The following is a 14,129-nucleotide window of genomic DNA, read 5'->3' on the forward strand; positions in this document are numbered from 1 at the left end:
AAGAGGCGCCTGACTTTAAAATACCTAAGGTAGACCATGACCTTCAAATGTTCGATACTTTTTGCGATCTCTATAATATTTATTTTTACATTTGTTGCCGTATCAGTAAAGGCCGATAATCCAAGATACGCAGACCCTGAAGAAACCATGTCTTTAATTAAAAACAGCAAAGCCCTCACTGTCGATACGATGAGTTATATTGAGTGCATGGATCACAGAATACCCGGCTCAATTTGCATATCTCTTGAGGAGTTTGATAGGAATGCACCTTTGCTTTTGAAAAACAAAAAAAGGCCCATAGTTTTTTACTGTGAATCGAAAAATTGTGTAAGAGCAGGTGAGGTTTATAAAAAAGCCGTGACAATGGGTTATGAGGATATTTACATTCTCAAAGGCGGTTTGCCGGAGTGGAAAAGCGCAGGCTACGAGGTTGAAACAATGAACCGGGTCAGAAGAACGCCTGTAGTGTCCATAAAATTCAACCAGTTACAGAAGATGATGACAGAAAAAAAAGGCATTCTGATACTTGATGTCCGTACGGAGTCTTTATTCAAAGAGGGACATATAGAGGGTGCATTAAATATACCTATGTATATGTTGCACAAGCAGTTCCATGCTATCCCAGGAAACCGGCCGATTATTGTTGTTGATGAAAACGGGAAAAGATCCTTTATCGCCTCCTCTTTTCTGATTAGTAAAGGTTTTGGGAATGTACAAAGGCTTTTTAGCGGCATGGCTTACAAAGAAAAACAGGATAAAATCAGATGATCGTATTGACAGGAAAGGGTATTTTTTGGATTCTCCTTTCCTTTTTTTTATTGCCGGGTTTCCTTAACGCACAATCATCCAATTTAAAAATGGACTGCACGGAATGCCATAACGACAGCAAATTCAATATTGGATTTAATAAATCAGTTCATAATGAAAATGGATGCACAAGTTGCCACAGGCCTTTTCAAAGCATTGACAAGCATATTTCAAAAATTGAGAAACCTCTGCTTATTTCCTGTGGAAAGTGTCATAACGAGATTGAAAAAGAATACAGTAAAAATTTTCACTATCTCTACGAAGACTTCAAATGTCAGGATTGTCACTATGAAATTCATTCTCTGAAGAAGAAGCAGCAGAAAGATTCAAAGATTGCCATTGTAAAGAATTGCACCAAATGTCACGAAAATGAAGATTATGCCGCGTCAGACCACTCGGCAGCAGCCATGAAAGGTAATAAAGATTCGGCTGTGTGCAGCGATTGTCATGGACTTCATGATACAAGGGTTTATCATACATCTCTTGAAACAAATACTGCGGAAGCACGCGAGTTTTACAGTAGAAAATGCATTTCATGCCATTCGGACGCAGAGATGATGAAAAGAAATAAGCTGTCTCATAAGACAGTAGAATACTATGAGGAAACATATCACGGCAAGGTACAGGACCTTGGCTACCCGACGCGTGTTGCCGGGTGCGCCGATTGCCATACCAATCATAACATACTGCCTCCTGATAACCCTGATTCGACTATTAATCCTAAAAATCTTGTCAGAAACTGCGGAAAATGTCATAGCGGTTTTCATCAGAGATTTGCTGAGTTCAAAGCTCACCCTGACTACAAAAATAAAAACAGATATCCCTCGCTTTACTGGAGTTTTATATCCATGGTTTTTTTATTGCTTATTACCTTCAGTTTTTTCTGGATGCACACTCTCCTTTGGTGGAGGAAAGTATACTGGGAAAAATACAAGCTCGAAAAACTTGGCATAGTACCTGAATCACCGCTGCCTCATGAGGAGGCTGTTCAGGAGATAAAACGGTTTTCCGGAAAAGAAAGAATTATGCATATGCTGCTTATAATCTCATTTTTCGGTCTGGTTATTACCGGCTTCCCGCTGAAATATCACGGCACTCCCTGGGCAAAAGCATTAATAAGTTTTATGGGAGGCGCGCATAAAGCAGGCTTATATCACAGGTTTGCTGCGGTTATCCTTATCGGACTCTTTTTATATACGATCTGGCGTGGTATTAGCTTCATCTTTTCGAAGGGTTCCGGTAGGTCTGGATGGAGAGGCTGGATAGATAGACTTTTTGGACCAGATTCCCTTATGCCTAACAAAAATGATTGGCCTCAGTTCAAGGGCATGGTGAAATGGTTCTTTGGAAGAGGAGACATGCCGCAGTTCGGCAGGTGGACCTATTGGGAAAAATTCGACTTTCTTGCTGTTTTCTGGGGGATGTTTATTATAGGAGGTTCCGGTATAACCTTGTGGGCGCCGGAGGCGGCATCATATATTTATCCGGGCTGGGTATTAAATATAGCAAGTATAGTCCATTCAGAAGAGGCTCTTCTTGCAGCTCTGTTTATTTTCACAGTCCACTTTTTCAATACACACCTCATTCCGACAAAATTCCCCATGGATCCTATCATATTCACGGGCAGACAGAAACTTGAGGAATTAAGGAGATTCAGAAGCCTTGAATATGAAAGGCTGAAAAATGAAAACAGGCTCGATGAATTAAAGATCGAACACCCTTGTATTTCAATGAAGATTTTCGCTTCCATGTTCGGGCTTGCAAGCCTGTGGCTGGGCATTATCTTTACCATTATTCTTCTGTGGACTTTCTTTTTCGCGTAACTAAATCGGTAAGCCCCCGGCGCTGCCTGGGGACTCACAGATATTTACTTGTAACTATATGATATATAAGGAATAGAGATAATTATACCACCTCAAAGAGCCATCCCCATAACAGGTAAATTCACCACCACCAGCTTCTCAGATTGATTCCTGGAAACCGATGACTGAGAGGTCACATGGTGCCTGTAGCCTACTCTACTCAATAATTCTATAGTGGAGTAACTAACCTTAAAGGTGTTACAATGAGTGCGGGCAGGTCAATAATGCTCAACCTTGTATTCAAGAATAACCTGAATTCAAGTTTCATGAAGACTGATCTTCGAATTAGTAGAAACCTTAAAAAGGAGTAAAACCATGAACGTAAAACTTGAATACGGAACAAAAGAGATAGATGTAACAGTTTCTGATGAAAAGATCATGGGACTTCTGACCGGTCCTGAGATCCCGGCCATGAGTTTTGATGAGGTATCCGCTATTATACGTGAAGGTATAAAAAAACACGCGCCTGCAGGAATCGAAAACAAAAAAATAGTCATAATCAGCCCTGACAACACAAGACTCTGGGCAAGAGGTGATCTTTATGTTCCTGTGATACTCGATACGCTCAAATTGATGGGTGTCCCGGAGAAGAACATCAAAATTATCATCGCTCTGGGTACGCACTCAAGTCAGGGTTCTTTGCTCTACGCCAGCCTTGTGGGCGACGGCACAGCGGACCGTGTGGAGATTTTGAATTCCGCGAATAAAGACACCTCCCGGTTGACATATAAAGGAAAGACTGTTCACGGTACAGAACTCTATATCACGAAAGAAGCGGATGAGGCTGACCACGTGATCATTTTCGGAGGTATTCTCCACCATTTGATTGCAGGATTCGGTGGCGGCAGAAAATATATATCCGCCGGAATTGCAGGCTACGATTCGATCCAGCAGAACCACTCCCTTGCCATACTGTCTGACGGGCAACCTCACCCGAAGGTCTACCAGGCGAACCTTGAAGGTAATCCGGTTCATGAGGATATGGCAAGCGCGGCAGAAATTTTCCTGAAAAATAAAACTTCAACTCTTGTGGCTGTGGCGGCCAACGGAAACGGAGAAATATTCTGGACAGGAACCGGTGACTATAAAGATCAATTTCTTAAGGGATGCGCTCAGGTGAACAGGGCAGGGTGCGTATTGGTCAAGAAGTTGGGAGACTTCGCAATAATTTCGACAGGCGGGCACAGGAAGGACGGTCAACTATACCAGTCGACAAAAGCTCTGTTAAATACATATCCGGCGCTTAAAGAAGGCGCCGACATACTCTTCTTTGCGGAGTGCCGTGAGGGTGTGGGCAGCGAGATGTTTGAAAAGCTTCTCATACAATACAAGGGTAACGCCGGAGCACTCGGAGGCCAACTTGTGAAGCGCTTCAACATGGATACATATGTGGCGTATAGAGTAATAGACATTCTCGCAAGATACAGAGTTACACTGATATCGTCATTCAGTAAGGATGTGACAGAGAAGTTCGGATTCCATTATGCAGAAAGGATTGAAGATTATATAAAAAATCTTAAGGGCAGAGGATATATAATCCCCTCTGCTGAGAACATACTCCCCATAATAGAAAAATGAATTTAGGAAAGTGGTACATTTTTCAATTGTTCAATATTTCTCTGTAAGCCAGTGAAATACTGCCGTGCAGGAGCTTTACAAAAATAGAATCGCAACATGATGTACAAAATCTTTCTCAACCCCCGATAATCCTTTTTTTGAAATGATCATGGTTTTCTCCAACTGTAAAGAGGTTTTACTTTTACTTGCTGCCATAATATCTACATTATAAAATAGGGGATAAAAATCAAAAATAATATAGGACAGAAGATATATTTAAGTAAAGACCTGGCATGTTCGATAATGAAATTAAATTGTTAGGAGGTTTAATGGAGCATCCGCTCATGCTATCTGATATTCAGGTAAGAAATTGGGTAAACAACGGAGGAGGTTGGTGTCCTTTTTGTCAGAGAGAAGAAATTAAGTATATTGGCACACTTAGGGCAATAAACAGCATTACCACGGTACGATATTTCTGTCAGGTTTGTCAAAAAACTCACTATGCAATTTACCGCAATGATGAACTCGTTGATCTGACCCATGATGAAATCAGTTTTGTCACATAGTTCAGAAAGGAAAGCTATACTGTTGGAGGTAATTTGATATTTTCTGATTCTGGATCAGGTTGTGCAGATAGATACGTAATGGTTCTATACTTGACTGATACCGGCGAGGAATCTCTCTTGAGGATTTTGTCAATAGAGATCAATAACAGAAAATGTGTTCTGATGGCTTCCATTTCCAGCATCCGGGTACTTTTATTCTTTGGAGTTAATCAATGATAATAGAGGATTCCCCTGAGATCAGGCAATTGATAGACTTAGGAATGGGGAAGGGCTATCTCACATCCGACGAAATTAACGATTACTTCCGTCAAAACATCTTTTCTCCCGAAGACGTTGAAAGTATATTGGGCTTTCTTTCAGAATCTGATATCGAAGTAATTGAAACAACTCAAGAGAAGACTGAATCGGATGAAGAAGAAAGCCCGGAGTGGGAAGAAGCTAAAAATCTGCCTTCAGAAAGAACTGATAACATAATCTGGACCTATATAGAAGATATAAGCCGTGTACCGCTGCTTACACCAGATGAAGAAAACCAGATAGCAGAAGAGATTGAAGAAGGTGAAAGAAATTCAAGGAACATCTTGTTCGAATTGCCCCTGGCAGTTGGTGAACTCATGGATATAGGCCTCCGCCTGAAGGAAGAGACTGTAAATATATCAGATGTGATTAATAATATTGATGAAATTAATTATACAGAAGAAGAAGGCATAAAATATAGAAAGAAAACCATATCTTATATTAAAAGCATAAAAAGCCTTCACGAGAAAAAAGAAGAAATAAAAAAACAACTGCTGATAACAAACGAACCAGACAAGAAGGATCTTAAGAAAGGCCTGAAGATGATTGAGAGCAAAACAGAAAAAATCCTGTGCGATCTCAGACTCAACAAAAAGATTATCTCAAAAATTATCAGAAAGATCGAGCGGCAGATGCAATTCATGGACGATGGCGAGGCAAAAACCGTAAAACAGAAATTAATGGAAGTCAGCCAAATTGACAACAACCTGAAGATTGTCAAAGAAAGACTTGTTCAGGCAAATTTAAGGCTTGTCATCAATATTGCCAAGAAATATATAAACAGGGGTCTTTCTTTTCTTGACCTAATACAGGAGGGGAACATAGGTCTTATGAAGGCTGTTGACAAATTTGATTATCAGAAAGGCTTTAAATTCTCCACATATTCAACCTGGTGGATCAGACAGGCCATAACAAGGGCAATTGCAGATTACGCACGAACCATAAGAGTACCGGTCCATATGCTTGAAACCACTAATAAAATCAATAAAGTGACTATACTCCTTTTCCAGGAACTCGGGAGAGCGCCGAACCTTGAAGAAGTTTCACTTAAAGCCGGACTTCCCCTGGAGAAGGTCAGAAAAACCATGAAGACTTCCGGTGGAACCGTATCAATAGAAACCCCCATCGGAGACGATGAATCTAGGCTCAGTGATTTTATAGCTGATACAAAAACTTCCTCGCCTTTCATGGAGTTTGTAGATATATCTCTCAAGCAAGAGATAGACGAAGTTTTGTCAACCCTTAATCCAAGGGAAGAAAAGGTTGTCAGGATGAGACTCGGAATTGGCGAAAAGACTGACTACACTTTAGAAGAAGTGGGCGAGGTCTTTGGACTTACCCGTGAACGTATCCGCCAGATTGAGGCCAAGGCTCTAAGAAAGCTGAAACATCCGACAAAACGAAAGAGGTTGGAAGATTTCCAGGATTAAAAACATTCGGCACATACAGCCTGACTCTATTCAGTTTTCATTGATTTCGTATCATTTCCGAATAATTAACGGTCGTACAATAAGAATTCTGTGAAATACCCTTAAAGTGCTTTAAACATTAGATTTACAGGCAGTTATCAAAATCCTGTGGTAATTTTCCCTATTTGTTTAATTTTACCTGATTATCGCGAAATCCAGTCGAGAGTCTTTTTGATAATCCTTTCATAGATATTTTTGTCTGTGTCCCCCATTGATTTAGGTACATGAAAGGAATGATCACCGCCTTCAATTATATGGAGGTCCCAGGGGGTCTCTATCTTTTTAAGTACTGTATTAAGGGTGTCCATGTTGCACAGGGGATCACGGGTCCCTGCAAAAAAAAGCATGGGTATCTGAACCCGATATAGATGGGAATCACGGAGCTTTTGAACGTTGTGTGCCGGGTGGAGGGGATATCCAAGAAAAATAAGCCTGTTAACAGGCAAAATATTGTCGGCGACCATCTGGGATGCAATTCGTCCACCCATTGATTTTCCTGCACCGATAATGAAATTGATGTCGTGTCCCATAGTTTCTTTAAACAAACTGTAAGCTGAAAGCCAGGTCTTCACAAGTATTTCAGGCCTGTCGGGTGTCTTCTTACCATGTTCGCTGTAGAGAAAATTAAATCTCATTACAGGATAACCTGAATTGGCAAGACCCTCAGAAAAAGCAGCAAGGAGAGGTGTGTTCATGTTGTTGCCTGCTCCATGTGCCACAATAAATGCTGTATTTGATTTTAACCCATCAGGTATACTGATTATGCCGGATGTTTCTCCCCTGTCTTCAATTGTGATTGATACCTTTTTTGTTATAATTGAAAAGCACATTGGTTTTTATCCTCATGCGTTTTCGCAGGCTGTACCCTGGTTCCAGTATGGTGACATTGCCCTTAATCGTGCAATGATGGGCGGTAATTTCTCAATAACAAGGTCAATATCTTTATCAGTATTGTATATACTCAAGCTGAATCTCACAGAACCGTGCGCCATTGTGTAGGGTACGCCCATGGCCCGTAATACATGTGAAGGCTGTAATGAGCCCGATGTACAGGCAGAGCCTGAAGATGCACAAATCCCGTATTCATCCATAAGCAGTAAAATGCTTTCTCCTTCAACAAACTCAAAACTGATATTTGTTGTATTTGGAAGGCGTGGCGCGCCTCCGCCGTTTACTTTGGAGTTAGGGATACGTTTCAGGATTTCATTTTCAAGCCTGTCTCTCAAACTGATGACTTTCGTGTTTTCATTTTGCAAATTTAATGCTGCAAGTTCGCATGCTTTCCCAAGGCCTATAATGCTGGGCGTGTTTTCTGTTCCTCCGCGGCGGCCCTTCTCCTGATGTCCTCCGATCATAAAGGGCAGAAATTTGGTCCCTCTCCGGAGATACAATATACCGATCCCTTTCTGCGCGTGTATTTTATGACCTGAGAAAGAAAGCATGGAGATGGCTGTTTCTTTAATATTTATCGGTATTTTTCCCACAGCCTGAACAGCGTCTGTGTGGAATAGAATATCTTTTTCATGAGCAAGGGCTGCTGCTTTTTCAACAGGAAAGATAACACCAGTTTCGTTATTGGCCCACATAAGGCTTACCACGGCAGTATCAGTAGAGAGGCTCTTTTCATATTGTTCCATATCAAGGTTGCCTTTGCTGTCTACATCAAGCATGGTAACACGGTAGCCCTTTTCCTGGAGGTGCTCGCATAGAGATTTTACAGCAGGGTGTTCTACACGGCTTGTGATAATATGACGCTTGTCAGGGTTAACGGCCAGAGCTGAGAGAATGGCTGTATTGTCGCTTTCAGTGCCGCAACTTGTAAATATAATCTCATCAGGGGAGGCGTTAATTAAATCTGCAATCTTCTGCCGTGCATCATTGAGTTTCTTTGCTACCTGTCCGCCAAAACTGTGCATGCTGGAAGGATTTCCATAAAGATCGCTGAAATAGGGAAGCATCTCTTCCAGCACTTCAGGAGCGACGCGTGTTGTTGCGTTGTTGTCGAGATAAGTTGCTTTCATTGTGGCACCTCCTCAACAACCAGTTCAGGGGAAATGAGTTCGCGCAATTTTGATTCCACAAAGCCTTTCAGGGTTTGCTGCGATGCAGGGCATACCGCACAGGCACCGCGGGTTGCAACAATTACCCTGTTGCCTATAATATCGACAAGATCAATATCTCCTCCGTCATGTTTGAGGGAAGGCCGTATCTCCCGTTCTATTGTCTCTTCAATAAGTCTGATTTTTTGAATATTAGTTAATTTTGGCCGTTCCTTTGGTTCCGGTTCGGTAGCAGGCTGGGAGTATATAGTATCAATAATCTTCTGAATCTTATCATGACACTTCTTGCACCCGCCGCCTGCTTTTGTGTAATTTGTGATTTCTTCAATGGTGGTGAGATGATTCTCTGTTACCGCCTTCTCAATTTCTTTATCGGTTATGCCGAAGCATTCACAGATAACCTCACCTTCCTTGACTGTAGAAGGCACCCCTCTATAATATTCGATAGCTTTTTCGAGAGCTTCCTGACCCAGCACAGAACAGTGCATCTTCTCCGGAGGCAGTCCACCCAGACTGTCTGCTATGTCCTGGTTGGTAATTTTCATAGCTTCTTCAATGGTCATTCCCTTTATCAGCTCGGTCAATGCAGATGCCGACGCGATGGCGCTTGCGCAACCGAAGGTTTTAAATTTGGCTTCTTTTATCCGTTTGTTTTCGTCGAGCTTGAAGGTCAGCTTCAGGGCGTCGCCACAGGCAATGGAACCGATTTCTGCCACGCCGTCGGGATTTTCTATCTCACCCACATTTTTCGGATTTAAAAAGTGTTCTTTTACTTTATCAGTGTATTCCCACATAAAAAATTCCTCCTGTTTTTGCAATTAAAAAATCATACTTTATGCAACATCAATTCAATCCGAATGATTCCCCACAGCTTGCTGCGGGTTAACAACTTCCCCTCGCCCCAACGGGGGAGAGGGTGGGTGAGGGGGATAGGGTTCTCATCCCGCTGATACACCGCTGCTTGCGGCAAGGAGCTTCATTGTATCCCGGATATCCATATTTTAATTATAAAAATGCTAAACCCTGCAACTCCGGCAAAGCCGGGGATTTACCTATTTGGTTAATATATGGTTCATATGCTAATAATTCAAGTGTTTTCATGGATGGTAAAAAAAGATTGTCCAAAAATTTTCCTACCTCAATAAGGTTTACCAGCAGCAAAGAAATACATATTATAAATTCTAATTAACATCAGTTCATTTCACTCTTATAGTGATGTTACAATTTGTTACAAACTTTTACTTTTAAGACAAACATTCTTAAAAGAAAAATGATATTTATTCTGTATTACAGGGATAACGGTTGGTCGTATCGATACTTTACGGTATAGACCTTGTAACATCCTCCGTTGAAGGGATATGCAGAACACAGAACGATATTGTCAAAAGTTGAATGGAAAATTGATAAGAAGGTTGAGTAAAGATATGCCTTACAAGTCATAATAAGGGGGAGGGGAAAAGGGAGAGGGGGCAATAATTGCGTCGGAGGATCGCAAGGTGAAGCAGAGCGCGGGGCACCCACTTGTGGGTCATGAATATCCCAATCATGCCGCTGACCGACCAGGAGAAAAAGTTAATAAATACTCAAGAAACAAAACAATATTATGAAAACTTTTGACAATACCTACAGAACGAAAAGGAGGTGCTCTGATGGGAGTCAATGATAGCAATATCTGGAGAGTCAGCCGCCGGGATTTCCTGGGTCTGTCTGCCGGCCTTATTACTGCAATGACGCTCGGGGGTGCGTCAGGTGCGAGGATCAGCCATGCAGCAGACATAAAGTTCCCCGAAGGAAAATGTGGAGGTGAGAAGAATATGGAAAAGAGAGTATTGGTCGCCTACGCCAGCAAGTACGGTTCCACCGGAGGAGTTGCCGACGCCATCGGAAAGGAATTTTGCAAAAAGGAAATGGCCACTGACGTGGCTCTGATCAGGAATGCCGGTAATCTCTCTTCATACCAGGGAGTTGTCATAGGCAGTGCGATCTATATGGGCAAATGGTTGTCTGAGGCGGTGGATTTTGTGAAAGAGAACAGGGACATCCTGCGCCAGATGCCTGTCGCCTATTTTCTCGTGTGTATGACCTTGTCCCGTCCGACAGAAGAGAACCGGGCCAAAGTGCTGTCCTACATGGACCCAATCCTTAAATCTGTACCGGAAATAAGGCCTGTCGGCATTGGAACATTTGCCGGAGCGATGGACTACAGCAACCTTTCCTGGATAAACAAGAAGATTCTGAAGTCCAAAGAAACCCCGGAAGGAGATTTCCGTGACTGGAATGTCATTCGCGCCTGGGCACGCGAACCGGTATATGCGAAGTTAGTTCGATAGGAATCCCGGAAGTAAGCAACGCGTCTTCGGTGTCATACATAGCGCCCAGAAGGTACCCGGGCGACGACGAGCCGACGCAGGTATTAGCTCACACGGTGAGCGAGAAAGGGAGGCCGGGGCACCCGCTTTAGCGGGTCGTGGCTTGGCCGGTGGAGGGGGCGACGTGAGCCAAGCGTAGATAGCGTCAAAGCGCTAAATAGCCCGTTCTCGGGCGAGTGGGGGAGGCTCCGACGGCTTGGCCGGTGGAGGGGGCGACGTGAGTCCCAGGAAATGATTGAGCAGCTGTTGCGCAGATGGGGGACAATATATTATGCTTACGGGTAAGATAGGGCAGCTAATGGTAAACACAACAGCGGAAACAGACCATATTCATCTCCTTGGCATATCGACCCCATTTCCTGTGGGCAAGGTTAATGTGTACCTTATTGAGGATGAAATTCCAACCCTTGTCGACACCCCTCCGAAGGGTGCCGTTTACATAAACGAACTTCAGGCAGCGCTGAATGGCAAAGGTTATTCTATCAAGGATATTAAGAGAATTATCATCACGCACCCCCATTTTGACCATTGTGGAGCGGCCGCCGAGATTGTCAGATTAAGCGGGGCGGAGGTATGGACTTCGAGGGGAGGGGCAAGGTATCTTGAGCATTTCAATGATGAGTTCTCCATGGAGCTTCAGTACTATATGGAGATATTTCGCCAGGCCGGTGTGCCGGGAAATCCTCGTACGTATCTCGAACATTTATACGACTGGGCACGTGCATACAGTTGTATTGTCACTGTCTCCCGCTTCCTGGAAGATGGAGATGAATTTATGCTCGGATCAGCCCCGTATAGTGTCAAAGCAGTGCCCGGACATAGCCCCTGGTGCATACTGCTATATTCACAAGATCGAACATCAGCTTTCTCAGGAGATTTCCTCCTCAAGGATATCAGCTCCAATGCTTTGATCCAGAGACCCGGGTCTGCACAGCATGAGTATAAAAGCCTGAAATCATACCTTGCCTCTCTTCAGGAGGTAAAGAAGATGGCCATCCAAAAGGCACTGCCGGGCCACGGCGAGATCATCGAGGATGTTGCCGGCAGGATCGATGAGATCATCACCTTCATCAGGCAGCGACAAAAACTGGTGCGCGATATCCTCGATCGGGGTCCCTGCAGGGCATTCTCAATTGTACAGGCGCTCTTCCCCGATTTGCAGGGAGAGCAGCTTTTCCTCGGCATATCAGAAGTTATCGGCCATCTGGAGCTCCTGGAAAGCGATGGTATCGTCCTGCAAAGGGAAGACGGTTACTGGGTGGTCCCGTAAGAGCATTCGGACATCCAGATCACAGGGTATCGAGTCAGGATCGTGAAAGAACACCTTTATTCTCTTCGGTTATAAGGTGCAGCATGGTGGTTTTACGGGTCTGTCTTTTGTCTTCAGAAACTTGCTCCGTAACTGCCAGGATGGGTTATTGTGTAAGTTGCTCCCTGAAAGACACGCTGTGCGGTTTTCGCCAGAAATGCACACTGCGTGGTTTTTTTGAGGTACAAACTCCTTCCCGAAACAAACATAAACATCTTTGTACACACGATAAGAGATTACAAGCGGTAACATTTGAGAGATGAGGAACAAAAAAGGCAGTGTCGAATTGACCCTGCCTTTCGTTGCAAACTATATAGTGAAGATTATTTGCTGATCTTCCGCCGGAGACCAACAAGGCCAATCAGACCTGAACCGAGAAGCCAAACGGCGGTGGGTATGGGTACATTACTGGGCAGTTCATAGGGAATGCCGTCGCCTATCGCATAGAAGCGGACGTCATAATTTTCTGAGCCTTGATTAAGCTGGGTTGTACCACTCAGCGGTATAAAACCAGTCGGGTCTTGTGGAAAACCATCGGGGAGATTCAAAAGATAACCGGCGTTGACGTTACCTATATTATCCACAAAAAGCCCGAGGCCTATAGATGTAAATCCCTGTAAGGGTATGAGATTAAGAAACTGGCCGTTTGAGCCCTGATGGCTTTCATCACCGAAAAATAAGTATGATTGTCCATTACCAAGAGTAACCACTTCCAGATTGACACCGTCCTGTTGGTTGGGACTTCTGATTCTCATACCGTAACCGAAACTGGCATTAGGCAGCCCGTTCTGGAAATTTACGGCAAACCCGGCATTGCTGAGGCGGCCGGAAGTTTGATCTAACGGAAGCGAGACACGGGTATCAGATGATATGGAAAGGATACCTGTTCCCGTCAAAGTGGCAATGCCATTGTCATGTACAAGATACGATCCTCCGAGGGGGCCTGCTGAACCATCAAAATCATCGCGCCACCCAGGTTGCGCTCCCATGTTACTGAAAGCTACAGAACCAACATTGACTGTAGGGAGTGTATTGACTGCCCATGCCGGAAAAGCGGAACAAAGAAATAAAATGACCAGAACAAAACTAAATAAATATTTCTTTTTCATTGATACTCCTCCATTTATTCATCTGTTTACATTAAAAAAGTCTATTTTGCCGAATGATGGTTTAAATAAAAGAACTTACAAACGTTATCTATGTTTATAAATATTGCAACCCGGCTATCTGTCTTGAGACCTATAGTTTTTCGTCCCGCCGCCATTAGTAGTTTGTCTTTATCATAACTATTAAATAAACAATATATAACAACAAAATATTTTTGTATGTAGGATATGTAATACAATGTATGTAGGTTAAGTACGACAATTATTGTAATATTATAAGGATACGTTATGCCCTTTAGATTTTTATCTCTGACGATTCTCGGAATCCATGAGTGTACTTGCTTTCAAAGCGTAATTACGATCAAACCTAAAAGGCCATATACTGGACTTGTAGATGAAAGAAAAATTATCCAGTTAAGGGCAGAAGGCGCACATTTCAATCCGTAGTCTTTGCCTCTGGGAAACCGCGAAGCTCTCATTTTGTACGTGTTATAAAACCATACCGGCAATGATATAAGAGACACATTCCTGTTAATAATCCTTGCCTTTCAAGGAACAGCAAAGCCGCTTGCACATATTGATCCTCACACCTGCGGAACAGGCTTCTTATCTGTTTGTTTCACCGATACAATCTCCGGGGCTGTTTCAACCTGCTTTTCTATGAATGAGACTAAAACCCTCAGTTCATCAAGAAATGTCTGAATATCTGATTTCGCATACATCCCGG

Annotated in this window: 11 protein-coding genes; 7 read left to right on the forward strand and 4 right to left on the reverse strand. The window is 43.1% G+C overall.

Features of this window, described 5'->3' with window-relative positions; all coding sequences use genetic code 11:
* The first annotated feature begins 36 nt into the window (after positions 1-36).
* The 5 genes from NT010_00070 (at position 37) to NT010_00090 (ending at position 6,519) form a co-directional block, all read left to right on the forward strand.
* The gene (locus tag NT010_00070; GenBank protein ID MCX5804450.1) at positions 37-768 is read left to right on the forward strand and encodes a rhodanese-like domain-containing protein; all 732 of its coding nucleotides are present in this window, start codon (positions 37-39) and stop codon (positions 766-768) included.
* Positions 765-2,630, forward strand: coding sequence for a cytochrome C (locus NT010_00075; protein ID MCX5804451.1), 1,866 nt, complete (start codon positions 765-767; stop codon positions 2,628-2,630). The genes NT010_00070 and NT010_00075 overlap by 4 nt, the downstream gene beginning before the upstream one ends.
* Positions 2,631-2,984: 354 nt before the next feature.
* Entirely contained in the window at positions 2,985-4,247 is a 1,263-nt protein-coding gene (gene larA, locus NT010_00080) for a nickel-dependent lactate racemase (GenBank protein MCX5804452.1), read from the forward strand.
* A gap of 308 nt (positions 4,248-4,555) precedes the next feature.
* The gene (locus NT010_00085; protein MCX5804453.1) at positions 4,556-4,792 is read left to right on the forward strand and encodes a hypothetical protein; all 237 of its coding nucleotides are present in this window, start codon (positions 4,556-4,558) and stop codon (positions 4,790-4,792) included.
* Positions 4,793-5,004: 212 nt separating this feature from the next.
* Positions 5,005-6,519, forward strand: a complete 1,515-nt coding sequence (locus NT010_00090; protein ID MCX5804454.1) for a sigma-70 family RNA polymerase sigma factor — start codon at positions 5,005-5,007, stop codon at positions 6,517-6,519.
* A gap of 182 nt (positions 6,520-6,701) precedes the next feature.
* On the opposite strand, the gene NT010_00095 is transcribed toward NT010_00090, so the two are convergent.
* Genes NT010_00095 through nifU form a run of 3 tightly spaced genes read right to left on the reverse strand, consistent with a single transcriptional unit; the run spans position 6,702 to position 9,412 of the window.
* Positions 6,702-7,388, reverse strand: a complete 687-nt coding sequence (locus tag NT010_00095) for a dienelactone hydrolase family protein (GenBank protein ID MCX5804455.1) — start codon at positions 7,386-7,388, stop codon at positions 6,702-6,704.
* Between the two features lie 12 nt (positions 7,389-7,400).
* Positions 7,401-8,579: a cysteine desulfurase NifS gene (gene nifS, locus NT010_00100; protein ID MCX5804456.1), complete on the reverse strand. Its 1,179-nt coding sequence runs from the start codon at positions 8,577-8,579 to the stop codon at positions 7,401-7,403.
* The gene (gene nifU, locus NT010_00105) at positions 8,576-9,412 is read right to left on the reverse strand and encodes a Fe-S cluster assembly protein NifU (protein MCX5804457.1); all 837 of its coding nucleotides are present in this window, start codon (positions 9,410-9,412) and stop codon (positions 8,576-8,578) included. The genes nifS and nifU overlap by 4 nt, the downstream gene beginning before the upstream one ends.
* A gap of 855 nt (positions 9,413-10,267) precedes the next feature.
* Here nifU and NT010_00110 point away from each other — a divergent pair.
* Positions 10,268-10,948, forward strand: coding sequence for a flavodoxin domain-containing protein (locus NT010_00110; GenBank protein ID MCX5804458.1), 681 nt, complete (start codon positions 10,268-10,270; stop codon positions 10,946-10,948).
* A 310-nt stretch (positions 10,949-11,258) separates the two neighbouring features.
* Entirely contained in the window at positions 11,259-12,257 is a 999-nt protein-coding gene (locus NT010_00115; GenBank protein MCX5804459.1) for an MBL fold metallo-hydrolase, read from the forward strand.
* 362 nt (positions 12,258-12,619) lie between these two features.
* Here NT010_00115 and NT010_00120 read toward each other — a convergent pair whose 3' ends face one another.
* Entirely contained in the window at positions 12,620-13,405 is a 786-nt protein-coding gene (locus NT010_00120; protein MCX5804460.1) for a VPLPA-CTERM sorting domain-containing protein, read from the reverse strand.
* Between the last annotated feature and the right edge of the window lie 724 nt (positions 13,406-14,129).

This window comes from Pseudomonadota bacterium, from assembly GCA_026388275.1.
Taxonomy (GTDB): Bacteria; Desulfobacterota; Syntrophorhabdia; order Syntrophorhabdales; family Syntrophorhabdaceae; genus JAPLKB01.